22 protein-coding genes are annotated in these 24927 nt (G+C 41.9%); 19 read left to right on the top strand and 3 right to left on the bottom strand.

The genetic code is table 11. From position 1 onward, the window contains the following. The 11 genes from B7723_RS00660 to dnaJ all read left to right on the top strand — a co-directional run. A partial coding sequence (locus B7723_RS00660; protein ID WP_142358076.1) for an isopeptide-forming domain-containing fimbrial protein occupies positions 1 to 3438 on the top strand: 3438 nt, incomplete at its 5' end. 75 nt (positions 3439 to 3513) lie between these two features. Continuing rightward, complete coding sequence (locus B7723_RS00655; protein ID WP_084943931.1) at positions 3514 to 5562, top strand: G5 domain-containing protein; 2049 nt, start codon at positions 3514 to 3516, stop codon at positions 5560 to 5562. Between the two features lie 364 nt (positions 5563 to 5926). After that, positions 5927 to 10282: an LPXTG-anchored SHIRT domain periscope protein gene (locus tag B7723_RS00650; RefSeq protein WP_084943930.1), complete on the top strand. Its 4356-nt coding sequence runs from the start codon at positions 5927 to 5929 to the stop codon at positions 10280 to 10282. A 157-nt stretch (positions 10283 to 10439) separates the two neighbouring features. Beyond that, positions 10440 to 10760 carry a PadR family transcriptional regulator gene (locus B7723_RS00645; protein ID WP_084848892.1) on the top strand — a complete coding sequence of 107 codons (321 nt, stop codon included), beginning with the start codon at positions 10440 to 10442 and terminating at the stop codon, positions 10758 to 10760. Next, entirely contained in the window at positions 10760 to 11335 is a 576-nt protein-coding gene (locus tag B7723_RS00640) for a DUF2812 domain-containing protein (RefSeq protein WP_084848893.1), read from the top strand. The genes B7723_RS00645 and B7723_RS00640 overlap by 1 nt, the downstream gene beginning before the upstream one ends. A 33-nt stretch (positions 11336 to 11368) precedes the next feature. Then, positions 11369 to 11881 carry a DUF2812 domain-containing protein gene (locus B7723_RS00635; protein ID WP_084848894.1) on the top strand — a complete coding sequence of 171 codons (513 nt, stop codon included), beginning with the start codon at positions 11369 to 11371 and terminating at the stop codon, positions 11879 to 11881. A gap of 160 nt (positions 11882 to 12041) precedes the next feature. After that, entirely contained in the window at positions 12042 to 13076 is a 1035-nt protein-coding gene (gene hrcA, locus B7723_RS00630) for a heat-inducible transcriptional repressor HrcA (protein WP_084848895.1), read from the top strand. A gap of 26 nt (positions 13077 to 13102) precedes the next feature. After that, entirely contained in the window at positions 13103 to 13618 is a 516-nt protein-coding gene (gene grpE / locus B7723_RS00625; RefSeq protein WP_084848896.1) for a nucleotide exchange factor GrpE, read from the top strand. 10 nt (positions 13619 to 13628) lie between these two features. Next, positions 13629 to 14024 (top strand): hypothetical protein, encoded by a 396-nt coding sequence (locus B7723_RS00620; RefSeq protein ID WP_084848897.1) that lies wholly within the window; start codon positions 13629 to 13631, stop codon positions 14022 to 14024. Between the two features lie 238 nt (positions 14025 to 14262). Beyond that, positions 14263 to 16086, top strand: coding sequence for a molecular chaperone DnaK (gene dnaK / locus B7723_RS00615; RefSeq protein ID WP_084848898.1), 1824 nt, complete (start codon positions 14263 to 14265; stop codon positions 16084 to 16086). A gap of 481 nt (positions 16087 to 16567) precedes the next feature. Continuing rightward, positions 16568 to 17704 carry a molecular chaperone DnaJ gene (gene dnaJ, locus B7723_RS00610; RefSeq protein ID WP_001066315.1) on the top strand — a complete coding sequence of 379 codons (1137 nt, stop codon included), beginning with the start codon at positions 16568 to 16570 and terminating at the stop codon, positions 17702 to 17704. Positions 17705 to 17783: 79 nt separating this feature from the next. Here dnaJ and B7723_RS00605 read toward each other — a convergent pair whose 3' ends face one another. The 3 genes from B7723_RS00605 to B7723_RS00595 form a co-directional block, all read right to left on the bottom strand. Then, positions 17784 to 18437, bottom strand: coding sequence for a hypothetical protein (locus B7723_RS00605; protein WP_000808877.1), 654 nt, complete (start codon positions 18435 to 18437; stop codon positions 17784 to 17786). Between the two features lie 69 nt (positions 18438 to 18506). After that, the gene (locus tag B7723_RS00600) at positions 18507 to 18785 is read right to left on the bottom strand and encodes a hypothetical protein (RefSeq protein ID WP_084848899.1); all 279 of its coding nucleotides are present in this window, start codon (positions 18783 to 18785) and stop codon (positions 18507 to 18509) included. Positions 18786 to 18794: 9 nt separating this feature from the next. Beyond that, positions 18795 to 19205, bottom strand: coding sequence for an HIT family protein (locus tag B7723_RS00595; RefSeq protein WP_084848900.1), 411 nt, complete (start codon positions 19203 to 19205; stop codon positions 18795 to 18797). 67 nt (positions 19206 to 19272) lie between these two features. Between B7723_RS00595 and B7723_RS00590 the strand changes: the two genes are divergently transcribed. The 8 genes from B7723_RS00590 (at position 19273) to B7723_RS00555 (ending at position 24916) form a co-directional block, all read left to right on the top strand. After that, positions 19273 to 20004 carry an ABC transporter ATP-binding protein gene (locus B7723_RS00590; RefSeq protein WP_084848901.1) on the top strand — a complete coding sequence of 244 codons (732 nt, stop codon included), beginning with the start codon at positions 19273 to 19275 and terminating at the stop codon, positions 20002 to 20004. Next, entirely contained in the window at positions 20001 to 21050 is a 1050-nt protein-coding gene (locus B7723_RS00585; protein WP_084848902.1) for an ABC transporter permease, read from the top strand. The genes B7723_RS00590 and B7723_RS00585 overlap by 4 nt, the downstream gene beginning before the upstream one ends. A 47-nt stretch (positions 21051 to 21097) precedes the next feature. Beyond that, entirely contained in the window at positions 21098 to 21892 is a 795-nt protein-coding gene (gene ccrZ / locus B7723_RS00580; RefSeq protein ID WP_000363019.1) for a cell cycle regulator CcrZ, read from the top strand. Beyond that, positions 21889 to 22524, top strand: coding sequence for a tRNA (guanosine(46)-N7)-methyltransferase TrmB (gene trmB / locus B7723_RS00575; RefSeq protein WP_001266088.1), 636 nt, complete (start codon positions 21889 to 21891; stop codon positions 22522 to 22524). The genes ccrZ and trmB overlap by 4 nt, the downstream gene beginning before the upstream one ends. A 126-nt stretch (positions 22525 to 22650) precedes the next feature. Further along, entirely contained in the window at positions 22651 to 23130 is a 480-nt protein-coding gene (gene rimP, locus B7723_RS00570; protein WP_084848903.1) for a ribosome maturation factor RimP, read from the top strand. Between the two features lie 42 nt (positions 23131 to 23172). Beyond that, positions 23173 to 24309 carry a transcription termination factor NusA gene (gene nusA, locus B7723_RS00565; protein ID WP_000032277.1) on the top strand — a complete coding sequence of 379 codons (1137 nt, stop codon included), beginning with the start codon at positions 23173 to 23175 and terminating at the stop codon, positions 24307 to 24309. A gap of 21 nt (positions 24310 to 24330) precedes the next feature. Continuing rightward, positions 24331 to 24624: an RNase P modulator RnpM gene (gene rnpM, locus B7723_RS00560; protein WP_000857560.1), complete on the top strand. Its 294-nt coding sequence runs from the start codon at positions 24331 to 24333 to the stop codon at positions 24622 to 24624. Further along, on the top strand, positions 24617 to 24916 hold the full coding sequence (locus B7723_RS00555; protein WP_001041399.1) for a YlxQ-related RNA-binding protein: 300 nt from the start codon (positions 24617 to 24619) through the stop codon (positions 24914 to 24916). Before rnpM ends, B7723_RS00555 begins: the two co-directional genes overlap by 8 nt. The last annotated feature ends 11 nt before the right edge of the window (positions 24917 to 24927 follow it).

The following is a 24927-nucleotide window of genomic DNA, read 5'->3' as shown; positions in this document are numbered from 1 at the left end:
AAAACTGCAACACTTGCGAAACGTGATGAAGTCTTCACTTATAATGTGAAAACAAGTGTAGCGCAAGATGCGACAGCCTTCTCAGTCACAGATACCCTAGTGGACGTTCTTGAATTCGCAGGAACTTCAAGTGCTAAATTGAATGGTCAAGCTCTTGAAGCAAGTCAAATCAAGGTAGAAGGTCAAACGATTACCTTGACGCTTACAGAAGACCAAGTGAAAGCCAATGGCGGTCAAGCAGTTGAATTAACATTCGACGCGAAGATCAAAGCCGGCGCGAACTTGTCTGCTTACCTATCAGAAGATAAGACTGTGAAAGTTCCTAACAAGGCAGCTTACAAGGCAGATCTACCAAACAAACCAGGCTTTACGAAAGACTCTAACGAAGTTCCAGTAACGCCACCAACACCAGAAGAGCCAGAGATCAAGAAAGATGTGAACGGCAAAGAATCTGCAACACTTGCGAAACGTGATGAAGTCTTCACATACAACGTGAAAACAAGTGTAGCGCAAGATGCGACAGCCTTCTCAGTCACAGATACACTAGTAGACGTTCTTGAATTCGCAGGAACTTCAAGTGCTAAATTGAATGGTCAAGCTCTTGAAGCAAGCCAAATCAAGGTAGAAGGACAAACCATTACCTTGACCCTTACCGAGGAACAAGTGAAAGCCAATGGCGGTCAAGCTGTTGAATTAACATTCGACGCGAAGATCAAAGCTGGCGCAAACTTGTCTGCTTACCTATCAGAAGATAAGACTGTGAAAGTTCCTAACAAGGCAGCTTACAAGGCAGATCTTCCAAACAAACCAGGCTTTACGAAAGACTCTAACGAAGTCCCAGTAACGCCACCAACACCAGAAGAGCCAGAGATCAAGAAAGATGTGAACGGCAAAGAAGCTGCAACACTTGCGAAACGTGATGAAGTCTTCACATACAACGTGAAAACAAGTGTAGCGCAAGATGCGACAGCCTTCTCAGTCACAGATACACTAGTAGACGTTCTTGAATTCGCAGGAACTTCAAGTGCTAAATTGAATGGTCAAGCTCTTGATGCAAGCCAAATCAAGGTAGAAGGACAAACCATTACCTTGACCCTTACAGAGGACCAAGTGAAAGCCAATGGCGGTCAAGCCGTTGAATTAACATTCGACGCGAAGATCAAAGCCGGCGCAAACTTGTCTGCTTACCTATCAGAAGATAAGACTGTGAAAGTTCCTAACAAGGCAGCTTACAAGGCAGATCTTCCAAACAAACCAGGCTTTACGAAAGACTCTAATGAAGTTCCAGTAACGCCACCAACACCAGAAGAGCCAGAAATCAAGAAAGATGTGAACGGCAAAGAAGCTGAAACTCTTGACAAACGTGACCAAGTCTTCACATACAATGTGAAAACAAGTGTAGCGCAAGATGCGACAGCCTTCAGCGTAACCGATAAGATCGAAGATGTTCTTGAGTTCGCAGGTAAATCAAGTGCGACCTTGAATGGTCAAGCTCTTGATGCAAGTCAAATCAAGGTAGAAGGACAAACCATTACCTTGACCCTTACCGAGGAACAAGTGAAAGCCAATGGCGGTCAAGCTGTTGAATTGAGCTTCACTGCTAAGATTAAAGCGGGAGCTGATTTGACTCCATATCTAACAGATCGTGGATTCACTGTTCCAAATACGGCTTCTTATGATGCAAACATTCCAAATAGACCAGGGCTACACAAAGATTCGAATAAAGTTCCGGTTATCGTTCCAAAAGAACCAGAACCAGAAATTACGAAGAAAATCAACCGTACCTTGGACCACTTGGATGTTGAATACGATTCACCTTACATGTACAATGTCAATACAGCTTTACCAAAAGATATTGATAAGTACAAAGAGTTTATCGTAACGGATACACTTGAATCTGTTTTGGCAATCGCTGATACGCCAGTAGCCTATGTGGACGGTCGTGATGCAAATGGAGCTCTTGAAACAAGTGTTGAAGGAAACACTGTCACTGTAAAAGTGAAAGATTTCGCTCGACTAAAAGGCTTCAAAGAGATTCAATTGTACATCCCAGCTAAACTCAAAGCGCATAGCGATTTGACTCCTTATAAGGATCAATTGGTACCAAACAAAGCAAGTGTTAACTTCAAGGATGCCAATAGTCAATCTGGCAGCAAGGAATCAAAACCGGTAACGGTGAAACCGCGTGACCCAGAAAAACCAACAGATCCAACACCAGGTGAACCAGCTAAGTCTGTTGGGCCAGAAGATGGATCTAAACCTGATAAAGAATACCACTTGCCAAACGCTTTAGATACCTTCCGATTCGATATCACTACACCGATCCCAACAGATCCAGTAGATGAAAACGGAAATGCTAAGAAGGATCAATATGGTCGTCTTATCAAGACAGACTTGACTAGCTTTACGATCACGGATAAAATCGATTCAGTCTTGAAAGTCAACAAAGACCGTATCGCTCTTAAAGTTGAAAATGCTCAGTTTGACAAGATCAAAGCAGCTCTTCAAGCTCAACTTGAACAGTCTGAGAAAGAACTCAAAGCTTTGACAGGTAAGTCAACTGATGAGACTTCAACAGAGGCTAACAAGAAGGAAGATTTGAAAGCGGCGGAAGCGAAAGTAGCTGAATTGAAAGCGAAGTTGGAAGCAGCTAAGGCAGCACAACCAGCTAAACCAGCTGAAACTACAACACCAGCTACTCCAGCAACAGCTACTGAAGAAACAACTCCAGCTATATCTGATTTTTCTGCAACAGAAGATAAGAAACCTGCAACTAGCGAGCCAAGTCAAGATCTTGCAAGCTTGGAAGCAGAGTTGAAAGCAGCTGAAGAAAACTTGGCTAAACTTCAAGCACCAGCAGAGAAAGAAGCAGAATTAGCACCAGCTGATAAGAAACAACAACAAGAGAAACTTGAAAATGAAATCAAGAAACTAAAAGAAGCTCAAACTAAGCTTCAAGCAGCTATTGATAAATTGAGTAAGTTTTCAAATGATCGTGGTGAATTAGTAGGTAAAGAATTGGAAGCAATTGCTACTGTTACTTACGATGAAACTGAAAATCTTGTGACTCTTGAAATCAGCGACAAGGATGTTCTTGAAGCCTTGAAGGGAAGTACTGTACGTCTTGTACTTTACACTAACTTCAAAGAAGGAACAGATTTTACACAATTCGCTGCTGGTGTACCAAATACAGCTAAAGTAAGCTTTAACCATAATCCAAATCCAAAGCCTACCAACAAAGTTGTGGTGTTCCCACCAACACCACCAACACCAGAAAAACCACAAACTCCGCCACCAGGTGGAACCGTTCCTCCTGCAGAACCTAAGAAAACATTGCCAAATACAGGTTCTGAAGCATCTTCAATCTTTGGAGTACTTGCTGCCCTAGCTCTAGGACTTGCTGGACTTCTAGTTTGGAAGCGTAAAGCTGAACGTTAGTATCATATAGTAAGAGGAGAGTAGAAATATTTCCTCTCTTCCTTACTATATATTAAATGAATTAAGGGAAAAAGAATGAGTAGAAAAAAATTATTAAAGTTAGGGATTTCAATACTTGCTTTAAACGCTCTTGGAGTAGCAACGTATCATGTAGCTCCAGATTTATATCAAATTCCAACAGTGCATGCAGAAGAAACACCGGCGGAAGATGAAGAAATTCCAGATGGAGCAGAGCGAAACATTGCGCTTAAATTCAAAAGAATGCTTGATAATGTAGAGGCTTTCATTGCTGACTATAAAGCTAATCCTAATGATGAAGACAACAAAGCTGGATTAGAAGATAGCTTGGCGGAAGCTACTGACTACCTTCCTATCGCAAAGAAGGCAATGAAGAGTCCAGAAGGTCAAAAAGGTTTTGTGGCATATGAAGCTCGCTACAATGAGTTGAAAGCCAAGGTTGAAGCTTTGTTGGCCGGTAAGACGGAACAACCAGCGGAACCAAAAGTTGAGCATCAAGAAATCACTACAACAGAAGAGATTCCTTATGCATCTCGTACCGAAAACAATGCCGATCTTGCAGAAGGTACTCGCAACGTGAAACAAGCGGGTGTTAAAGGTACTAAGACCATTACTTGGGATATCACACTGACAGATGGTAAAGAAACGGCTCGTACTAAGAAAAGCGAGAAAGTTACCAAAGAACCAGTAGAAGAAATCATCGAAGTTGGAACTAAGAAAACAGGTGTAGAAACCAAAGAAACAGTGACTGTAGAGGAAAAAGTTGCTTTCAAAGAAGAAACGAAAGTAGACCCAGCACTGGATAAAGGTCAAACGCGTGTTGAAGAAGGTGAAGAAGGTATCGATGAAGTCACTTATGAAGTGACAAAAGTGGATGGTGTTGAAAAATCTCGTAAAGAAGTTTCACGCAAGACCAAGAAAGCAGCCAAAAACAAGATTACTTATACCGGTTCAAAAGCAGTTGTAACGACTAAGGAAGTAACCAAAACTGAAGAAGTGGCCTTCCAGACTCGTGAGGTTGAAAATGCACTCTTAGCTGAAGGTGTTCGCCGAGTGAAGACAGCTGGTCAAAAGGGTCTTCGTACCATTGTTGAAACAGTGACTTACAGAGATGGTGTTGAAACAGGTCGTGTTGAGAAATCAAACACAATCACTACTCCAGCAGTAGACGAAGTTGTCGAAGTTGGAACTAAGAAAGTAGTAGCCCCAGTTGTAACGACTAAGGAAGAGACCAAGACAGAAGAAGTTGCTTTCCAAACTAAGGAAGTAACAAATCCAGATCTTCCAGAAGGAACTCGCCGAGTGAAAACAGCTGGCCAAAAAGGTGTTCGTACCATTGTTTACACAGTCACTTACACAGACGGCGTTGAAACAGGTCGAGTTGAGAAATCAAACACAATCACCACTCCAGCAGTAGACGAAGTTGTCGAAGTTGGAACTAAGAAAGTAGTAGCCCCAGTTGTAACGACTAAGGAAGAGACCAAGACAGAAGATGTTGCCTTCCAAGTCAAAGAAGTGCAGAACGCAGACCTTCCAGAAGGAAGTCGTCAAGTGAAAGCTGCTGGTAAGAAGGGTGTCCGCACCATTGTTTATACAGTGACTTACACAGACGGCGTTGAAACAGGTCGCGAAGTGAAATCAAACACAATCACCACTCCAGCAGTAGATGAGATTGTTGAAGTTGGAACTAAGAAAGCAGCAGTTGTAACGACTAAGGAAGAGACCAAGACAGAAGATGTTGCCTTCCAAGTCAAAGAAGTGCAGAACGCAGACCTTCCAGAAGGAAGACGTCAAGTGAAAGTTGCTGGTAAGAAGGGTGTTCGCACCATTGTTTATACAGTGACTTACACAGATGGCGTTGAAACAGGTCGTGTTGAGAAATCAAACACAATCACTACTCCAGCAGTAGATGAGATTGTCGAAGTTGGAACTAAGAAAGATACTGCAACAACAGGGAACCGAGCTGAAAACACTAAGAAAGAAGAAACTGCAAGCCAAGATAAGAAAGTGCTACCAAGCACAGGTACAGCTTCTACCAGTCTTCTTTCAATGATTGGTTTATTTATCGCCGGTCTAGTCGGCTTTGTCGTTCGTAAGAAAGACTAAGGCTCTCTAATGTACAAAAGCATCTTTTGTACCAGAAATACTAAAAAGAACCCAGAATTTATTCTTGGGTTCTTTTTTATAAAAAATTAAATATATTAATGTTTATGTATAGCTTGAGTACGTTATGAAACTCATGGAGTGATAATAGGTTCAACAATAAAACGGCTATTTACATAGTGTAAATGCCTGTTCTGAAATTTTGATATTTTAATTATTCTCACCGAAAATTGACAGTCTGGAAATACAAAATAATAAATTTTTATCTATAATCTACTTTTAATTGCCCCCTTTTTGTGTTAGAATGAGGTGAACATTTCTTTTTAAAATGATTGTATACAAATCATTTTTAGTTTGGAGGTACATTATGAAATGGAGAAGAGGCATGAAAGTGCCGTTTTCTACTAATTTAGGTAGAAAAACAAAGGCTTATATCGGCCTGGTCGTTTTACTTTTTTCTATTTTTCTTCTTCCGGTTCAGTCTTATGCTGCATTAGAAGAGATTAAAAATGGAACGGATATCTCTACCTTGGATATTCGTAAGTTTAATTTAAATATTAACAATGCTAGTGTTTTATCTAAATCACAGTCTGTTGATCAGTTTCATCTATCGAATCCTCATTATGAATATCTAAGTGGGGGTGCTTATCCAGGTGAGATGGAAAACTTTACTCTCAAAGTAGATAAAAGTAAAAAGCAAGATCAAGTTTTTGAAAATCCTTTATCTCTAAAATTCACAAATATTGGTAACGTTCACGGTAAGCAAGTAGATGCTTATTTAAAATTTAATAAGGTAACTCTTCACTATCTAAATACTGCTCAAGCAGAGTCTGAAATGAATAGTGCTCAAAAATCTACTGTCGAATTTTTCTCAATTTCTGAATTATGGGAAAGTAGTGCTTTCGAAATTGGGAATGTTCCTTATGTGGATGCGAATCATGACTACATCATGAATAAAGCGTTTTGGATTGATGCTGATGTTACAGCAGAAATTCGTTATGCTGATGGAACAGAAACAGACTTGAAATTGGTCATGAAACCAACAGATATTGATGCAATTGATGCAAACAATTTGAAGGAAACTTTCTATGTAAAAAACTATAAGAATGATGTGAACCTTCGATTAATGAACAATGCCAATGTCTTGCAACAGGAAGAAACAAGTGACCGTACTTCATGGATTGCCACTCAAATAACGGGAGGTAGTTACTATGAAAACAATGTTTCAGGTTTAGCGCTTCGTTCAAATAGTAACAGCATGAATTTTGGTTATTCATCTACGGAAACCTGTTCTGCTGTATTTGGATTGTATGTTGAAAAGCTTGACCCAAGTCCAGTTCTCGAGGTGGAACCAACTGAGATTCCAGCTAAAGAGGGGCAGGATGTAACTTATAAGGCTACTTTTAAAGTTCCGGTTCCAGGTAAAGACCTTTTAGCAGCTCCATCATCTATTGAAATGGTTCAAAATTTTGATGATCGCTTGGACTATAAAGAACTTAAAGTTGAATCAGGTGGAGTGACTCTGCAAGAAGGACGTGACTATACGATCGAGAAGTCAGGTCAAACAGTTACTGTTAAAATGACACCTGAATACATAAAATCAAATTCTGCTGCTGAGATTATTATCACTTATAAAACAGCTACCAACAAAAAAGTGGAAGAAAAAGGACCTGAAAAAATTAACAATACTGTAACCTTGCATGTTGATAACTTATCAGCTCCTTCTAATCAGGTGAGCACTGCTCTTCTTTACGAAAAACACCATGAATTTGTCAGTGGAACTCCAGGTAAAGAGTTGCCACAAGAAGTGAAAGACTTGCTTCCAGCAACAGAAAAGAATTTACCTAATGGCAGTCAAGTAACGCCAACACAACCAAGTCAAACGGAAGTTAAGACAACTGAAGGCACATGGAGCTTCAAGTCCTACAACAAGACATCTGAAACCATCAATGGAGCAGACGCACACTTCGTAGGTACTTGGGAATTCACCCCAGCGCCAACCTACAAGGCAACACATGAGTTTGTCAGCGGAACTCCAGGTAAAGAACTTCCACAAGAAATAAAAGCCCTACTTCCAGCAGACCAAACAGACTTGAGAGATGGCAGTCAAGCAACGCCAACGCAACCAAGTCAAACAGAGGTTAAGACCGCGGAAGGTACATGGAGCTTCAAGTCCTATGACAAGACATCTGAAACCATCAATGGAGCAGACGCACACTTTGTAGGAGCCTGGGAATTCACTCCAGCGCCAACTTACAAGGCGACGCACGAGTTTGTCAGTGGAACCCCGGGCAAAGAGCTTCCACAAGAAGTGAAAACCCTACTTCCAGCAGACCAAACAGACTTGAAAGATGGTAGCCAAGCAACGCCAACGCAACCAAGTCAAACAGAAGTTAAGACCGCGGAAGGTACATGGAGCTTCAAGTCCTATGACAAGACATCTGAAACCATCAATGGAGCAGACGCACACTTTGTAGGAGCCTGGGAATTCACTTCAGCGCCAACTTACAAGGCGACGCACGAGTTTGTCAGTGGAACCCCGGGCAAAGAGCTTCCACAAGAAGTGAAAACCCTACTTCCAGCAGACCAAACAGACTTGAAAGATGGTAGCCAAGCAACGCCAATGCAACCAAGTCAAACAGAGGTTAAGACCACGGAAGGCACTTGGAGCTTCAAGTCCTACAATAAGACATCGGAAACCATCAATGGAGCAGACGCACACTTCGTAGGAGCCTGGGAATTCACCCCAGCGCCAACCTACAAGGCAACACACGAATTTGTCAGCGGAACCCCAGGTAAAGAACTTCCACAAGAAGTGAAAGCCTTGCTTCCAGCAGACCAAACAAACTTGAAAGATGGCAGTCAAGCAACGCCAACGCAACCAAGTCAAACAGAAGTGAAGACATCAGAAGGTACATGGAGCTTCAAGTCCTACGATAAGACTTCTGAAACTATTAATGGAGCAGATGTTAAGTTTGTAGGCACATGGGAATTCACCCCAGCGCCAACCTACAAGGCGACACACGAGTTTGTCAGTGGAACTCCAGGAAAAGAGCTTCCACAAGAAGTAAAAACCTTGCTTCCAGCAGACCAAACAAACTTGAAAGACGGTAGTCAAGCGACTCCGACACAACCAAGTCAAACAGAAGTGAAGACAGCAGAAGGCACATGGAGCTTCAAGTCCTATGACAAGTCATCAGAAACCATCAATGGAGCGGATGCCCACTTCGTCGGTACTTGGGAATTTACCCCAGCACCAACTTACAAGGCAACACATGAATTTGTCAGCGGAACTCCAGGAAAAGATATTCCACAAGAAGTAAAAGCCTTGCTTCCGTCAGACCAAACAGACTTGAAAGACGGTAGTCAAGCGACTCCGACCCAACCAAGTCAAACAGAAGTGAAGACAGCAGAAGGCACATGGAGCTTCAAGTCCTACGACAAGACTTCAGAGACTGTCAACGGTTCAGATGTTAAGTTTGTAGGAACATGGGAATTTACAGCGAGCCCAGCACCAACAGTGACTCATAAAGCAGTTCACGAGTTTGTCAGCGGAACTCCAGGAAAAGAACTTCCACAAGAAGTAAAAACTCTGCTTCCAGCAGACCAAACAGACTTGAAAGATGGCAACCAAGTAACTCCAACGCAACCAAGTCAAACAGAGGTTAAGACAGCAGAAGGCACATGGAGCTTCAAGTCTTATGACAAGACATCTGAAACAATTAATGGATCAGATGTTAAGTTTATAGGTACATGGGAATTTACAGCAACTCCAGTTCCAACAGTGACTCATAAAGCAGTTCACGAGTTTGTCAGCGGAACTCCAGGTAAAGAACTTCCACAAGAAGTGAAAGCCTTGCTTCCAGCAGACCAAACAAACTTGAAAGATGGCAGCCAAGCAACGCCAACGAAACCAAGTCAAACAGAAGTGAAGACAGCAGAAGGCACATGGAGCTTCAAGTCCTACGATAAGACATCGGAAACCATTAATGGAGCAGATGTTAAGTTTATAGGTACATGGGAATTTACAGCAACTCCAGTTCCAACAGTGACTCATAAAGCAGTTCACGAGTTTGTTAGCGGAACTCCAGGTAAAGAACTTCCACAAGAAGTGAAAGCCTTGCTTCCAGCAGACCAAACAAACTTGAAAGATGGCAGCAAAGTAACGCCAACGCAACCAAGTCAAACAGAAGTGAAGACGGCAGAAGGTACATGGAGCTTCAAGTCATACGACAAGACTTCAGAGACCGTCAACGGTTCAGATGTTAAGTTTGTAGGGACATGGGAATTTACGGCGAGCCCAGCACCAACAGTGACTCATAAAGCAGTTCATGAGTTTGTCAGCGGAACTCCAGGTAAAGAGCTTCCACAAGAAGTGAAAACCTTGCTTCCATCAGATCAAACAGACTTGAAAGATGGTAGCCAAGCGACTCCGACGCAACCAAGTCAAACAGAAGTTAAGACAGCAGAAGGTACATGGAGCTTTAAGTCTTATGACAAGGCATCAGAAACCATCAATGGAGCGGATGCCCACTTCGTCGGTACTTGGGAATTTACCCCGGCAACAAATAAAGATTCTGGAAATAATAGCAAACCAGAAGAAGGAAGTAGTCAAACTAAGGCCTTGTTACCAAACACAGGCTCAGCAGTATCTGGTCTTCTTTCAATCATCGGTCTTGCCTTTGCAAGCCTAGCCGCTTTTATCCTTCGCAAGAAAGATTAAGTCATTCTTAATACATAAGAAATTGACTTCTTAATTCCAAAGTCTAAGAAGAGAGAACGAGAAATCGTTCTCTCTTTTTCTTGCATTTTATATCGAACTGTGATATATTTTATATAACGAAGTGCGATGTATCGAATTAAATAGGAGGTGGGGTTAAATGGAATTGACGGATAAGATTCGTCGTGTTTACCTTCCGATGACGGAAACAGGATTTTATATCTTGTTCTGTCTACAAAAGGAACGTCATGGTTATAGTATTACACAAAAGGTCAAGGAGATGACAGATTCACAAGTTTTGATTAGTCCTGGAACTATGTATGGAACCTTGTCAAAAATGGAAAAGGATGGCTTGATCTCCTTTGTCCGAGAGGAGGAAAAACGGAAAATCTATCAGATAACAGATTTGGGACGAAAGGTTTTGGAGATTGAATTGAAACGTATTGAACGGCTCTATAGAAACAGTCGGGAGGAAGGATGATGGAAAAGAAAATTGTTTACCGAATTTTTACAATTGCGGATTATGAGAGTGAGGCTCTATACTTTAGAGAAATGCATGCTGAGGGCTGGAAACTTAGGAAAGTAAGCTATTCTATCTTATTGTTTGTAGTCAAGTATACCTTTGAAAAGTGTCAGCCTGAGCAGGTGTCTTATCAGTTGGATTTTTACCCGATGGAAAAATCAGAGAGATCCTCCTATTTACAACTATTTAAAGATTGTGGTTGGGAGCATATTACAGACTTTAATAGTTTTTCCTATTTTAGAAAAGCACATTCTGAAATTGAATCGGATGCAGAGTTTGAAATCTATAATGATGCTGCTGGGAAGTTAGCTATGGTTAATCGCATTTTAAGACTGCGGCTAGTACCTGTTTTACTTTTGCTAGCCATACATATACCATTCTTACTTAAATTGCTCAATAGAAGTAATGCGTATGGTCTATGGAGTTTTCTTGCGGTCGGGCTAGATATTTTCTTGTCTTTAATCCTTTTGTTAATAGTTGCCTATATTAGCTGGAAGTTATGGCATAAAAAGAAGGAATTATCAGATTTATGATAAGGTAGGTATGCTCAAATTGGAGGGAAAGTCATGATAAATAAAAAGCAATTTAGGATTTTCACCATTGTTGATTTGGACAAGGAAGAAGAATATTTACATGAGATGCACTTGAAAGGTTGGAGATATAGAACTAGTCGTTTTGGTTTTTTCTATTTTGACCAATGTCAACCGGACGATGTCATCTACCATATCTATGATTCTAGATTTCTTAAAAAGTATAAGCATGAACTACAAGATTTTAGAAATAGCGGTTGGGAATTGATAGAAACAGGTTTTTGTTCAATTCTTCGTAAACCAACTTCTGATATCCTTTCAGAGGAGAAAGTCTATATGAGTAAGGATCTTAGATGGGAAGTTATGCAGTCTAGACTTCGTTCCTGTATAGCCACTTTTTCAGGTGGTCTCGTTGTTTGCATGAGTTTGTATCGAGAAAACTTGTCTCAGTCTTTCTTTATTATTTTCGTTTTATACACTTATTTAATTTCTTATCTAATCTACGGGTTTTTCAGACTTAAAAGGAAATACCAAGTAGATGAGAAGTAAGATTCTAGGTCTTCAGACTGATTTTTAGCACTCTTGGTAAAAGAGTGCTAATTTTTTGAGTTTTTGTCTTGACATTCTCTTCTAAGGGTGTATAATAGAATCATGAGTTAGCACTTGGATACATAGAGTGCTAATCGATCGGACAGAGAGGAGTGATGAGATGGTTACAGAGCGTCAGCAGGATATTTTAAATCTGATTATTGACATCTTTACCAAAACGCACGAACCTGTCGGATCCAAGGCGCTACAAGAGTCTATCAATTCTAGTAGTGCTACCATTCGTAATGACATGGCGGCTTTAGAGAAGCAGGGTTTGCTTGAGAAGGCTCATACCTCAAGCGGTCGGATGCCAAGTATTGCTGGTTTTCAGTACTATGTGAAACACTCGCTGGCTTTTGACCGACTGGCTGAAAATGAGGTATACGAGATTGTCAAAGCCTTTGATCAGGAATTCTTCAAACTGGAGGATATTCTGCAAGAGGCTGCTAATCTACTGACGGACCTGAGTGGCTGTACGGTAGTAGCACTGGATGTTGAGCCGAGCAGGCAACGGTTGACGGCCTTCGATATCGTTGTTTTGGGACAACATACAGCCTTGGCAGTATTTACCCTAGACGAGTCCCGAACGGTTACCAGTCAATTTCTGATTCCAAGGAACTTCTTGCAGGAAGATTTAAATCGCCTCAAGACCTTGATTCAAGAACGTTTCCTCGGTCACACCGTTCTGGATATTCACTACAAGATTCGGACGGAGATTCCGCAGATTATCCAGCGTTACTTTACGACAACGGACAATGTCATGGATCTCTTTGAACACATTTTTAAAGAAATGTTCAATGAAAACATTGTGGTATCGGGCAAAGTCAATCTCTTGAATTTTGCTAATCTAGCGGCCTATCAGTTCTTTGACCAACCGCAAAAGGTGGCCCTAGAGATTCGTGAAAGTCTGCATGAAGATCAGATGCAAAATGTTCGTGTTGCGGACAGTCAAGAGTCTTGTCTAGCAGACCTAGCGGTGATTAGCAGTAAATTTCTCATTCCTTATCGAGGTTTTGGAATTCTAGCGATTATCGGTCCGGTCAATCTGGATTATCAGCAATTGGTCAACCAAGTCAATGTGGTCAATCGTGTTTTGACGATGAAGTTGACAGATTTTTATCGCTACCTCAGCAGTAATCATTACGAAGTAAATTAATTTTGAAATCATTAAAGGAGGCGAAAATGGCCCAAGATAAAAAAAACGAAGAAATGAAAGAAGAGGAAGTTGTGGAAACAACTGAAGAAACAACTCCTGAGAAGTCTGAGTTGGACTTGGCAAATGAACGTGCAGATGAGTTCGAAAACAAATACCTTCGCGCTCATGCAGAAATGCAAAATATTCAACGCCGTGCCAATGAAGAACGTCAAAACTTGCAACGTTATCGTAGCCAAGACCTGGCAAAAGCAATCTTACCATCGCTCGACAACTTAGAACGTGCACTTGCAGTTGAAGGTTTGACAGATGATGTGAAGAAGGGCTTGGAAATGGTCCAAGAAAGTTTGGTACATGCCTTAAAAGAAGAAGGGATTGAAGAAATTCCAGCTGACGGCGGATTTGACCATAACTATCACATGGCCATCCAAACTCTCCCAGCAGACGATGAACACCCAGCAGATACCATCGCACAAGTCTTCCAAAAAGGCTATAAACTCCATGACCGCATCCTACGCCCAGCCATGGTGGTAGTGTATAATTAGAGAGAGATAGATGGAACAAATAATAAATTTATTAATCCAATTGGTAAAGGAATATGGACTAGTAACGGTAATACTTCTAATAGCTGTAGTGTTATTATGGTTATTGATTATTTATCCAGTTTTACGACTCTTTTGGGGGTTCTTAAAAAATCTTTTTACAACTAGAAAACGAGCTTCAAAAAACAATTGGAATTATCAAAGTCAGAAAACAGTTTTTAAACTTGAACGAACTGAGAAAAAAAGGCTGGAATATTTTGAAGGGCTTGAACAATGGGATGAAATCATTCTAAAAGGTGGCAGTGTTTATGAAATTAATCATAAAACTTATCCAAATAGAACTTTGAAACAGAAAATTTTAGAGTGGGATAAAGTGGTGATTGTTATTACATTGACGCCTAAAAAATAAAAACCTGTCCGAAACGACAATAAACTATGAAGAAAGATAAGAAATTGTTCAGCTTTGCAATAGTGAGCGAAGTAAACAAAAGACGATACTCTTCGCCGTGGCGCTATTTGCGCAAACTTTGAGACCATAGGCTCAAAGTTTAGTCAAAGAGATTGACGAGTCAAGCTCTGACGGCGCCGCCACCTAAGAAGAGTATCAAAAAGAAAAATAGAAAATTAACTAACAAGGAGAAAAACACATGTCTAAAATTATCGGTATTGACTTAGGTACAACAAACTCAGCAGTTGCAGTTCTTGAAGGAACTGAATCAAAAATCATCGCAAACCCAGAAGGAAACCGTACAACTCCATCTGTAGTCTCATTCAAAAACGGCGAAATCATCGTTGGTGACGCTGCGAAACGTCAAGCAGTTACAAATCCAGATACAGTTATCTCTATCAAATCTAAAATGGGAACTTCTGAAAAAGTTTCTGCTAACGGAAAAGAATACACTCCACAAGAAATCTCAGCTATGATTCTTCAATACTTGAAAGGTTATGCTGAAGACTACCTTGGCGAAAAAGTAACTAAAGCAGTCATCACAGTTCCTGCTTACTTCAACGACGCTCAACGTCAAGCAACAAAAGACGCTGGTAAAATCGCTGGTCTTGAAGTAGAACGTATCGTCAACGAACCAACTGCAGCCGCTCTTGCTTACGGTTTGGACAAGACCGACAAAGAAGAAAAAATCTTGGTATTTGACCTTGGTGGTGGTACATTCGACGTTTCTATCCTTGAATTGGGTGACGGTGTCTTCGACGTATTGTCAACTGCAGGGGACAACAAACTTGGTGGTGACGACTTTGACCAAAAAATCATCGACCACTTGGTAGCAGAATTCAAGAAAGAAAACGGTATTGACTTGTCTACTGACAAGATGGCAATGCAACGTTTGAAAGATGCAGCTGAAAAAGCTAAGAAAGACCTTTCTGGTGTAACTTCAACTCAAATCAGCTTGCCATTTATCACTGCTGGTGAAGCTGGACCTCTTCACTTGGAAATGACTTTGACTCGTGCTAAATTTGACGATTTGACTCGTGATCTTGTAGAACGTACAAAAGTTCCAGTTCGTCAAGCCCTTTCAGATGCAGGTTTGAGCTTGTCAGAAATCGACGAAGTGATCCTTGTTGGTGGTTCAACTCGTATCCCAGCCGTTGTAGAAGCTGTTAAGGCTGAAACTGGTAAAGAACCAAACAAATCAGTAAATCCTGACGAAGTAGTTGCTATGGGTGCTGCGATCCAAGGTGGTGTCATCACTGGTGATGTCAAAGACGTTGTCCTTCTTGACGTAACACCATTGTCACTTGGTATCGAAACAATGGGTGGTGTCTTCACAAAACTCATCGACCGTAACACAACAATTCCAACATCTAAATCACAAGTCTTCTCAACTGCAGCAGACAACCAACCAGCAGTTGATATCCACGTTCTTCAAGGTGAACGCCCAATGGCAGCAGATAACAAGACTCTTGGACGTTTCCAATTGACAGATATCCCAGCTGCACCTCGTGGAATTCCTCAAATCGAAGTAACATTTGATATCGACAAGAACGGTATCGTGTCTGTTAAGGCTAAAGATCTTGGAACTCAAAAAGAACAAACTATTGTTATCCAATCAAACTCAGGTTTGACTGATGAAGAAATCGACCGCATGATGAAAGATGCAGAAGCAAACGCTGAAGCAGATAAGAAACGTAAAGAAGAAGTAGACCTTCGTAACGAAGTAGACCAAGCTATCTTCGCAACTGAAAAGACTATCAAGGAAACTGAAGGAAAAGGTTTCGACGCAGAACGTGACGCTGCCCAAGCTGCCCTTGATGATCTTAAGAAAGCTCAAGAAGGCAACAACTTGGACGATATGAAAGCAAAACTTGAAGCATTGAACGAAAAAGCTCAAGGCCTTGCGGTTAAACTCTACGAACAAGCCGCAGCAGCCCAACAAGCTCAAGCAGGAGCAGAAGGCGCGCAAGCAACAGGAAACGCAGGCGATGACGTTGTAGACGGAGAGTTTACTGAGAAGTAAGATGCAAAGCCCGTTAAAACCTCACAGTGAAAATAGGAAATCTGACGCAGAAACTTTAGTTTCTAGGAAGATTTGCACCTAAAGGTAGCCATATCTGTAGTTCGCTAAAGCGAAAACAGCTACGTCTCTTTTTCACCAAGAGGTTAGGGCGTGCTCGATTTAGCATTACTAGTTTGATTTTTAAAACTCGAATGTCGTAATGATAAGAAGAAATCCAGAGGTTGCAACCCAGCCTCTGTTTTTCGATAAAAAGGGGTTAAACCCAATTTATTTGAGTTTTTATCATCAATATGAAAGAAAGGAATTGAACCCGAACTAGATTGAGGTTTCGTTCCGCAATATTAACAGAAAGGAATAAGGGTGTTCGTAATTGAACTCGAGCGGAAAGCTTGGAAATTAGATAAACCTCTTAAGAAATCAGGATTTCTTGTCGGTTTCCTAAATTTCAGTCGCTTTCTGTTCGCTCTTAGTATCTTGAATTATGAACAATACTGAATTTTATGATCGTCTGGGGGTGTCAAAAAACGCTTCGGCAGACGAGATCAAAAAGGCTTATCGTAAGCTTTCAAAAAAATATCACCCAGATATCAACAAGGAGCCTGGCGCTGAGGAAAAATACAAGGAAGTTCAAGAAGCCTATGAGACTTTGAGTGACGACCAAAAACGTGCGGCCTACGACCAATATGGTGCTGCAGGTGCTAACGGTGGCTTTGGTGGTGCCGGTGGTTTCGGTGGCTTTGACGGAGCAGGTGGCTTCGGTGGTTTTGAAGATATCTTTTCAAGTTTTTTCGGGGGAGGCGGTGCTTCACGCAATCCAAACGCTCCTCGTCAAGGGGATGATCTCCAGTACCGTGTGAACTTGACCTTTGAAGAAGCTATCTTCGGAACAGAAAAGGAAGTTAAGTACAACCGTGAAGCAAGCTGTCGTACATGTAATGGATCTGGTGCTAAGCCAGGGACAAGTCCAGTCACTTGTGGACGCTGTCATGGTGCTGGTGTTATTAACGTTGATACGCAGACTCCTCTTGGTATGATGCGCCGTCAAGTAACCTGTGATGTCTGTCATGGTCGTGGAAAAGAAATCAAAGATCCATGTACAACTTGTCACGGAACAGGTCATGAAAAACAAGCTCATAGCGTACATGTGAAGATCCCTGCTGGTGTGGAAACAGGCCAACAAATCCGCCTAGCTGGTCAAGGTGAAGCAGGCTTTAACGGTGGACCTTATGGTGACTTGTATGTAGTAGTTTCTGTGGAAGCTAGCGATAAGTTTGAACGTGAAGGAACAACTATTTTCTACAAGTTAAATCTTAATATTGTCCAAGCTACTCTTGGAGATACTGTAGAAATTCCAACTGTTCATGGAGATGTTGAATTGGTTATCCCAGAAGGAACTCAGACTGGCAAGAAATTCCGTCTACGTGGCAAGGGAGCACCGAGCCTTCGTGGCGGTGCTGTTGGTGACCAATACGTTACTGTCAATGTCGTGACTCCGACAGGTTTGAACGACCGCCAAAAAGCAGCGCTTAAAGAATTCGCAGCTGCAGGCGACTTGAAAGTCAATCCAAAGAAAAAAGGCTTCTTTGACCATATTAAAGATGCCTTTGAAGGAGAATAAAGTAAAAAGAGCCGATTGGCTCTTTTTTTGTATAATCTTGGAAAATTTAGCATCGAGCAATCACTCTCCAATTAGTCTACTATTTATACTTTTGAGTGAGCAAGCCAGCAGTATCCATCTCCTGAATGAGTTGCTTGAATTCCTCTTCCTTTCCAGGCTTAACGGTGACGGTATCAATGCGCTTAATCGCCGAATTATCCTGAATATCTACTAAGGTCAAAGCTTTTTCATAGAATGCGATTCCCTTTTTAAAACTTTCCTGATTATTCCAAAAGAGAAGTGAGTAATTAGGGTTAAATTTCTTTCCTTTTTCTTGGAAATACTTCTCGCCCTCCTTCTCTAAAAACTGAAATAAACCATGATTGAACAAGTTATCCCCTACTTTATAGTAGGAAATCTCTCCTGTCTGGAGGACATAGACTTCGAGTCGGTTTTTGGTGAGTTTTGGACTTTCTTTTAGGACGGGGTGGCTATTGATGACATCATCAGAGAAAGTAACATAAAAATGTAAGCCTCCACCCTCAAATTGATACCTTCCATTTGATTCTACTTTCTTAGGAGGCATGTCAAGGGAGGTAAAGATTTGTTTTAAGTCGTCATTCCCTTTTCGGATGTCACTTGGTGACGCTTTGAAAAGATTGATTAGTAGTAGAAATGCTAGGGCTGCAAGCAGGCAGAGGCAGCCGCAAGGGATCGCGATGACCTTCGCTAGAACTTTTACAAACTGTTTCATTTTCATTCCCTCCCTTTTCTGTTCGAATCTAGTAACCCAAAATGGATTTAAGGAAAGTTGGAGGCTTTCTTATTCTTGTTTTTCTTCTTGGAGAACCGCCATTCTGGTTTGGAAATCTTTTTCTAAAACTTTGAATTTGTAGGTTAAATCTTTTTGGTATTCCTTGATAAGGTTTTTTTGTTGGTCGATGATTTGTAGGCTGTTTTGGATGATATCCAAATCATCCTTGATAGCTTGGACGCGGTCAGTTGTATCTAGCACTTCATCCTGAATGGCTTGGCGATTTTTCACGACAAAATAACTTCCAGCTGCAGCTCCTGCGAATAGCAATAGATTGGATAGTTTCATGGCATCTCCTTAAGCGTTTTTAATGGTTTCAGCGACTTGGGCAAGATTGTCAAAGTCAGGTTCGTGGGCTATAAAGTCAATCTTGAGGTCATCTTCTGCACTGTAGCGAGGTACGAGGTGCACGTGGGTATGAAAGACCGTTTGACCAGCGACTTCCTCGCAGTTGGCAATGATATTCATGCCGACAGCCTTGGTAGCCTGCATGACTTTTTGAGCCACTGTTGGCACTTGGGCAAAGAGTTGGCTGGCACTCGCAGCATCCATCTCCAAGAGATTGCGGTAGTGCTCTTTTGGTACGACCAAGGTGTGTCCAGGCGTTACTTGAGAGATATCAAGAAAGGCAAGAACCTGCTCATCCTCGTATACTTTTGAAGCAGGAATCTCCCCTGCGATGATCTTACAAAAAATGCAATCTGACATAAAATCCACCTCTACTGTATTGAATTTTGATATAATATAGCTACATTATACCAGATTCGGAGAAAATATGTTAGAAATTAAAAACCTGACAGGAGGCTATGTTCACGTTCCTGTCTTGAAAGATGTGTCCTTTACAGTTGAAAGTGGGCAGTTGGTCGGTTTGATTGGTCTCAACGGTGCTGGGAAATCAACGACTATCAATGAGATTATCGGTCTTTTGACGCCTTACAGTGGGGAAATCAAGATTAATGGTTTGACCCTGCGAGAAGATGCGACTAGCTATCGCAAACAGATTGGCTATATCCCAGAAACGCCTAGTCTGTATGAGGAGTTGACTCTTAGAGAGCATATCGAGACGGTTGCCATGGCCTATGGTATTGAGCAGAATATAGCTTTTGATCGTGTGGAACCTTTGTTAAAAATGTTTCGTTTGGATCAAAAATTAGACTGGTTCCCAGTGCATTTTTCCAAAGGAATGAAGCAGAAGGTCATGATTATCTGTGCCTTTGTGGTGGATCCGAGCCTCTTTATCGTTGATGAGCCTTTTCTTGGGCTCGATCCGCTGGCTATTTCTGACTTGATTCAGCTTCTAGAAGCGGAAAAGCAAAAAGGCAAGTCCATTCTCATGAGTACCCACGTGCTGGATTCGGCGGAGAAGATGTGTGATGCCTTTGTCATTCTCCACAAGGGGGAGGTACGAGCTCAGGGGAATCTCCAGCAACTCCGCGAAGCCTTTGACATGCCTGAAGCGAGTTTGAATGATATTTACTTGGCTCTGACCAAAGAGGAGGAGCTATGAAAGACTTGTTTTTAAAGCGAAAGCAGGCTTTTCGTAAGGAGTGTGTTGGTTATTTGCGCTATGTCCTCAATGATCACTTTGTCTTGTTCCTGCTAGTTCTCATCGGTTTTCTAGCTTACCAGTACAGTCAACTCTTGCAACATTTTCCTGAAAATCATTGGCCTATCCTCTTGTTTTTAGGGATTGTATCTGTCTTACTTTTGGCTTGGGGAGGAATCGCAACCTACATGGAAGGGCCTGACAAGCTCTTTCTCTTAGTCAGTGAAGAGGAGGTTAAGTCTCACCTCAAAGGGCAGACGGTGCGCTCACTGGTCTTTTGGCTCTTTGTCCAAACCCTTTTCTTGCTTTTATTTGCGCCCTTATTTTTAGCCATGGGCTATGGCTTGCCAGTTTTTTTCATCTACGTGCTTTTATTGGGAGCTGGGAAATACCTGCTCTTTCGTCAAAAAGCCAGCAAATTTTTCACTGAAACTGGGCTGGACTGGGACTATGTCATTGCCCAAGAAAGCAAGCGCAAGCAAGTCTTGCTTCGTTTCTTTGCTCTCTTTACTCAGGTCAAGGGTGTTTCAAATAGTGTCAAACGTCGCGCTTATCTGGATTTTATCCTTAAAGCAGTTCAGAAAGTGCCGAGCAAGATTTGGCAAAATCTTTATCTCCGCTCTTATCTGCGAAATGGAGATTTGTTTGCCCTCAGTTTGCGCCTCTTGCTCCTATCCTTGTTAGCTCTAGTCTTTATCGAACAAGCTTGGATCGCGACGGCAGTGGTGGTTCTATTTAATTACCTCTTGCTCTTTCAGTTACTGGCCCTCTATCATGCCTTTGATTACCAATACTTGACCCAGCTATTTCCACTAGAAAAAGGGGAGAAAGAGAAGGGATTGAAACAGATTGTGCTTGGTGTGGGAAGTGCAGTTCTTTTGCTGGAATTGCTGGTCGGAGCAGTGGTTTTTCAAGAGAAAATAGCCTTGTTGGCTCTTGTAGGAGCTAGTCTTTTCCTACAATTGTTTTATTTGCCTTACCAACTAAAAAGATTGGTTGACGAATAGACCAAAAACTAGTAGAATAGTAAGGAAACTTTATACGGAGGAAAGAAATGGACTTGGGTGATAATGAGCTAACGCTGACCCCTATCCCTGGGAAGAGTGGCAAAGCTTATATGGGAAGCTACCCTGATGGGAAGCGCGTCTTTGTAAAAATGAACACCTCTCCAATCCTACCTGGCCTAGCCAGAGAACAAATCGCTCCTCAATTACTATGGACTCGTCGTTTGCCAGATGGCCGTGATATGTGTGCTCAGGAATGGCTGACGGGCAAAATCTTGACCCCTTACGATATGAATCGCAAGCAGATTATCAATATCTTGAACCGCCTTCACCGCTCGCGTCCTTTGATGAAGCAGTTGAGCCGTTTGGGATACACCATGGAAACACCAGTTGATTTGCTACGTTCTTGGCAGCAAGGAGTTCCAGAAATCTTGAAGCAGAACCACTATTTGAACAGTGTGATTGCGGAACTAGGTAAGACGGTTCCAGGTTTTAGGGAAGACCATGCAACGATTGTGCATGGGGATCTTCGTCATAGTAATTGGATTGAAACAGAGAGTGGACTCGTTTATCTAGTGGATTGGGACTCGGTTCGTCTGACGGATCGTATGTTTGATGTGGCGCATTTGCTATGCCACTACATTCCGGATCATCAGTGGCGCCAATGGTTGAGAGACTACGGCTATAAGTACAATCAGACAGTGTTAGATAAATTGTATTGGTATGGTCAGTATTCTTATTTGAACCAGATTGCCAAATACTGTGAAAATCAAGATTTAGACAATGTAAACCGGGAGATTTACGCCTTGCGCGTCTTCCGTGACAAGTATGGAAAGAAGAGATGAGAGTTAGAAATCGTAAAGGGGCGACAGAATTACTAGAGGCTAACCCCCAGTATGTGGTCCTCAATCCCTTAGAAGCAAAAGGGAAATGGCGAGACTTGTTTGGAAATGATCATCCTATTCATGTTGAAGTTGGAAGTGGGAAAGGGGCCTTCGTATCAGGAATGGCCAAGCAAAATCCTGACATCAACTACATCGGGATTGATATCCAAAAGTCGGTATTGAGTTATGCCTTGGACAAGGTTCTTGAAGTTGGAGTGCCCAATATTAAGTTGTTGTGGGTAGATGGTTCAGATTTGACGGACTACTTTGAAGACGGTGAGATTGATCGTCTCTACCTAAACTTTTCAGATCCTTGGCCTAAAAAACGTCATGAAAAACGCCGTCTGACCTACAAGAGTTTCTTGGACACCTTCAAGCGTATCTTGCCTGAGAATGGGGAAATCCATTTCAAGACAGATAATCGTGGCTTGTTTGAGTACAGCTTGGTGAGTTTTTCTCAGTATGGGATGAAGCTCAATGGCGTCTGGCTAGACTTGCATGCCAGTGATTTTGAAGGCAATGTCATGACAGAGTATGAGCAAAAATTCTCCAGCAAGGGTCAAGTGATCTACCGAGTTGAGGCAGAATTTTAAGAAATAGCTTGAAAACCAGCCGTTTGAGTGCTAATGCTTTACATAAATTGACAAACGTGCTATACTGATAGTAAGAATATGAGAAAGAGAGGCGGGGAAATATCTTCGCCTCTTGCTTATGAGGAGGTGGACACAATCGCAACAATCGTAGAATTAGTCAGAGAAGTTGTAGAACCTGTCATCCAAGCACCTTTCGAGCTCGTGGATATCGAGTATGGAAAGATTGGCAGTGACATGATTCTCAGTATTTTTGTAGATAAACCCGAAGGAATTACCTTGAACGACACGGCAGACTTGACAGAAATCATCAGTCCTGTTCTAGACACCATCAAGCCCGATCCCTTCCCAGAACAATATTTCCTAGAAATCACCAGTCCAGGCTTGGAACGTCCTTTGAAAACCAAGGATGCTGTCGCTGGAGCGGTTGGGAAATACATTCATGTCGGGCTCTACCAGGCCATCGATAAGCAAAAAGTCTTTGAAGGAACCTTGCTGTCCTTTGAAGAGGACGAGTTGACTATGGAGTATATGGACAAGACACGTAAGAAAACCGTCCAAATTCCATACAGTTTAGTATCAAAAGCACGTTTAGCAGTAAAACTATAGAAAAGAAAGGATAGCTTTTGAGGATTCAAAAGTAAAGAGAACATGAGTAAAGAAATGCTAGAGGCCTTCCGCATTTTGGAAGAAGACAAGGGAATCAAAAAAGAAGACATCATCGACGCAGTAGTAGAGTCGCTTCGTTCCGCTTATCGCAGACGCTATGGTCAATCTGACAGCGTAGCTATTGACTTCAATGAAAAAACAGGAGACTTTACAGTTTATACTGTCCGTGAAGTTGTTGATGAAGTATTTGATAGCCGTTTGGAAATCAGCTTGAAAGATGCCCTTGCCATTAATTCAGCCTATGAGCTTGGTGACAAAATCAAATTTGAAGAAGCACCTGCTGAGTTTGGTCGTGTAGCAGCCCAATCTGCCAAACAAACCATCATGGAAAAAATGCGCAAGCAAACACGTGCCATCACTTACAATACTTATAAAGAACATGAACAAGAAATCATGTCTGGTACAGTAGAACGATTTGACAACCGCTTTATCTATGTCAACCTTGGTAGCATTGAAGCCCAATTATCAAAACAAGACCAAATCCCTGGAGAAGTCTTTGCTTCCCATGACCGTATCGAAGTCTACGTTTACAAGGTTGAAGACAACCCTCGTGGCGTAAACGTCTTTGTTAGCCGTAGCCATCCAGAAATGATCAAACGTTTGATGGAGCAAGAAATTCCAGAAGTGTATGATGGAACTGTTGAAATTATGAGCGTAGCCCGTGAAGCTGGTGACCGTACGAAAGTTGCCGTTCGTAGCCACAATCCAAACGTGGACGCTATTGGTACAATCGTTGGACGTGGTGGTGCCAATATTAAGAAAATCACCAGCAAATTCCACCCAGCTCGTTACGATGCTAAGAGCGACCGCATGATTCCTGTCGAAGAAAACATCGACGTTATCGAGTGGGTAGCAGATCCAGCTGAATTTATCTACAATGCCATCGCACCGGCAGAGGTTGACCAAGTTATCTTTGATGAAAATGACAGCAAACGTGCCTTGGTCGTTGTACCTGATAACAAACTTTCTCTAGCTATCGGTCGTCGTGGACAAAACGTTCGCTTGGCAGCTCATTTGACGGGTTACCGTATCGATATCAAGTCTGCAAGTGAGTTTGAAGCTATGGAAGAAGCAGGTCAAGTGGATTACGCAGCTGCGGACGAATTGATCGAAGAATAAAAGCTGCTAGAGGAGGGAAAGATGAAAACAAGAAAAATCCCTTTGCGCAAGTCTGTTGTATCCAACGAAGTGATTGATAAGCGTGATTTGCTCCGCATTGTCAAGAACAAAGAAGGACAGGTCTTTATCGATCCGACAGGCAAGGCCAATGGCCGTGGCGCTTATATCAAGCTAGACAATGCAGAAGCCCTAGAGGCCAAAAAGAAAAAAGTCTTTAACCGCAGCTTTAACATGGAAGTGGAAGAAAGCTTTTATGACGAGTTGATCGCCTATGTGGATCACAAAGTGAAAAGAAGAGAGTTAGGACTTGAATAAGCAAAAGATAAGTAATCTCTTGGGACTTGCTCAACGAGCAGGCCGGATCATATCAGGTGAGGAATTGGTGGTCAAGGCCATCCAAGACCAGAAAGCCAAGCTAGTCTTTCTAGCACAGGATGCTGGTCCCAATCTGACCAAGAAGATTCAAGATAAAAGTGACTATTATCAAGTAGAAGTTATAACCGTGTTTTCAACACTGGAATTAAGCATAGCAGTCGGAAAATCGCGAAAGGTTTTGGCTGTGACAGATGCTGGATTTACAAAGAAAATGAGGTCTCTTATGGAATAGAAGAGGAGGAC

It is taken from the genome of Streptococcus oralis subsp. oralis, assembly GCF_002096435.1.
In the GTDB taxonomy this organism is placed as follows: domain Bacteria; phylum Bacillota; class Bacilli; order Lactobacillales; family Streptococcaceae; genus Streptococcus; species Streptococcus oralis_AA.
This window is presented reverse-complemented; position numbering and strand designations above follow the sequence as displayed.

What these genes read in the sequence shown, in the direction of transcription:
- B7723_RS00640 (WP_084848893.1), top strand. Translation starts at nt 10,760, where the DNA reads ATGGAAAAGAAAATTGTTTACCGAATTTTTACAATTGCGGATTATGAG.
- B7723_RS00635 (WP_084848894.1), top strand. Translation starts at nt 11,369, where the DNA reads ATGATAAATAAAAAGCAATTTAGGATTTTCACCATTGTTGATTTGGAC.
- dnaJ (WP_001066315.1), top strand. Translation starts at nt 16,568, where the DNA reads ATGAACAATACTGAATTTTATGATCGTCTGGGGGTGTCAAAAAACGCT.
- B7723_RS00590 (WP_084848901.1), top strand. Translation starts at nt 19,273, where the DNA reads ATGTTAGAAATTAAAAACCTGACAGGAGGCTATGTTCACGTTCCTGTC.
- B7723_RS00655 (WP_084943931.1), top strand. Translation starts at nt 3,514, where the DNA reads ATGAGTAGAAAAAAATTATTAAAGTTAGGGATTTCAATACTTGCTTTA.
- ccrZ (WP_000363019.1), top strand. Translation starts at nt 21,098, where the DNA reads ATGGACTTGGGTGATAATGAGCTAACGCTGACCCCTATCCCTGGGAAG.
- hrcA (WP_084848895.1), top strand. Translation starts at nt 12,042, where the DNA reads ATGGTTACAGAGCGTCAGCAGGATATTTTAAATCTGATTATTGACATC.
- B7723_RS00605 (WP_000808877.1), bottom strand. Translation starts at nt 18,437, where the DNA reads ATGAAACAGTTTGTAAAAGTTCTAGCGAAGGTCATCGCGATCCCTTGC.
- B7723_RS00600 (WP_084848899.1), bottom strand. Translation starts at nt 18,785, where the DNA reads ATGAAACTATCCAATCTATTGCTATTCGCAGGAGCTGCAGCTGGAAGT.
- B7723_RS00585 (WP_084848902.1), top strand. Translation starts at nt 20,001, where the DNA reads ATGAAAGACTTGTTTTTAAAGCGAAAGCAGGCTTTTCGTAAGGAGTGT.
- B7723_RS00595 (WP_084848900.1), bottom strand. Translation starts at nt 19,205, where the DNA reads ATGTCAGATTGCATTTTTTGTAAGATCATCGCAGGGGAGATTCCTGCT.
- trmB (WP_001266088.1), top strand. Translation starts at nt 21,889, where the DNA reads ATGAGAGTTAGAAATCGTAAAGGGGCGACAGAATTACTAGAGGCTAAC.
- nusA (WP_000032277.1), top strand. Translation starts at nt 23,173, where the DNA reads ATGAGTAAAGAAATGCTAGAGGCCTTCCGCATTTTGGAAGAAGACAAG.
- B7723_RS00645 (WP_084848892.1), top strand. Translation starts at nt 10,440, where the DNA reads ATGGAATTGACGGATAAGATTCGTCGTGTTTACCTTCCGATGACGGAA.
- rnpM (WP_000857560.1), top strand. Translation starts at nt 24,331, where the DNA reads ATGAAAACAAGAAAAATCCCTTTGCGCAAGTCTGTTGTATCCAACGAA.
- dnaK (WP_084848898.1), top strand. Translation starts at nt 14,263, where the DNA reads ATGTCTAAAATTATCGGTATTGACTTAGGTACAACAAACTCAGCAGTT.
- B7723_RS00650 (WP_084943930.1), top strand. Translation starts at nt 5,927, where the DNA reads ATGAAATGGAGAAGAGGCATGAAAGTGCCGTTTTCTACTAATTTAGGT.
- B7723_RS00620 (WP_084848897.1), top strand. Translation starts at nt 13,629, where the DNA reads ATGGAACAAATAATAAATTTATTAATCCAATTGGTAAAGGAATATGGA.
- grpE (WP_084848896.1), top strand. Translation starts at nt 13,103, where the DNA reads ATGGCCCAAGATAAAAAAAACGAAGAAATGAAAGAAGAGGAAGTTGTG.